This window comes from Protofrankia sp. Cas8 (assembly GCF_963555845.1).
Lineage (GTDB): Bacteria > Actinomycetota > Actinomycetes > Frankiales > Frankiaceae > Protofrankia.
Genome location: NZ_CAUVXI010000139.1, coordinates 1 through 1,514, shown reverse-complemented (window position 1 = coordinate 1,514; position 1,514 = coordinate 1). Strand labels below are relative to the sequence as shown.

Below are 1,514 nucleotides of genomic sequence, written 5' to 3'. Positions count from 1 at the left end.
CGCGCCACAGTTCCCCAGCCTCGCGAAACTTCTCCCCTGCCTCGTCCAACATGAGCAACTCGCCGAGAAGCGAGGCGTGAAGCTGCAGGGTGAGGGCACGATGGTGGATGCCGTCCTCGACCGATGAGAAATCATCATCGGGGATCATCATGGCCTGGTCGAGACAGCTCAAGGCGGTACGCTCATCGCCGAGCAGCAGGGCAGCCTCAGCCTGTGCCCGAATCAGTGCAGCCCGTTCGGCAGGGGCAAGATCAGCCCTGCCAACCAATGGAGCCGGGTCGGTGAGCGCCCGCCGTGCAGTGTTGGCAGCTTCCTGCGGCTCAGCGCACCGCAACAGCAGGTGTATCCGCCGAAGCTTCAGCGTAACCGATGGGGATCCACCATCGGGGACGGCCCGCAGCGCAGCGTCGAAGTCGCCTCGCTGCTCATGGTGATCGGCGAGCGCGAGCGTGATCTCTTCCTCACGGCCGCTCCAGCCGGCAGCGGCGGTCAGCGCATTCCTGTAAGCCTCAATAGCCCGATCATCGCCTAGCGCCGCGCGGCAGTCACCGACTACCTGCCAAATATCGATCTTGTCACCAAGGTCCTCGGACGTATGGCCGGAGATGACGTCAAGCACAGGCTCCGCGATCTCCAGTGCCTCCCGGGCCGCCCCCTCGGCCAGCCGGACAGCCGCGCGGACCGCGGCCGCCAATACGGGTCGCGGCGACGGTTCCACACAGAGCTGGTCGTAACGGCTCAGGTGGCGTGCGGCTGCTGACCAGCGTGGGTCGGGGGCATTCGCCCGGTGGCGCCATGCCCGCCGGGCAGCAGCATTGGCGAGGAGCAGTTCCGCCTCACCTTCGACAAGCGACCCGACAGTCGGGTTCCCGTCCTCATTCTGATAATCTTCCCCCAGGATATCCTGGGCGAGTACCGTCAGGTCGTCGAATGCCCCGGCGCGTCGGCAACGCAGGAGTGCATCCCGCCATTCATCCAAAGCCTCTGGAGCAGCACACTGGAATTTGTGATAGACAACCTCCCGGTAGCAGGACACCCATTCAGCACCCCGCCCGGGCTCAAAAGCCTCGGATTTCTGGAAGAAATCCTTTGCAAAGGCACGATGTAGGTCCTTGAACACCTGCTCCTCGGCGACGAGTTCGCGCATCCACCGACGTGTACGGCTGTGGAAGACGACGGCTTCCGGGTCATCCAGGGAATGTTGCAGGAATGAGAGGATACCGGCATAGGAGAGCAGGTTCGCCCAGATCCGATCCAGTTCGTCGTCACCGAGGGCCTGAGATGTGTGCGGAAAGACATTCGGGGGGAGCGGGTCGTCCTCGTCGGACGAGCCAGCCATTATGTGTTCGAGATGGGGGCGCATCACCCTACGGACGGCATCAAACCGTAACCGTCGCGGCACGACCCCATATCGGAGCAACCACCGTACAGCCGGGTCGACGATGGTCAGCACTACTTTTTCAAGCAGGCGAGGCAGGGTCAGTTGGCCGTCCATTTCGAGCTCGGCGGCAGCG

The 1,514-nt window shown here is 63.5% G+C and carries 1 protein-coding gene; it reads right to left on the bottom strand.

All coding sequences use genetic code 11. The features are described from left to right. On the bottom strand, positions 1–1,495 hold a 1,495-nt coding region (locus U9977_RS18295; RefSeq protein WP_322750498.1), incomplete at its 3' end, for a hypothetical protein. Positions 1,496–1,514: the final 19 nt, after the last annotated feature.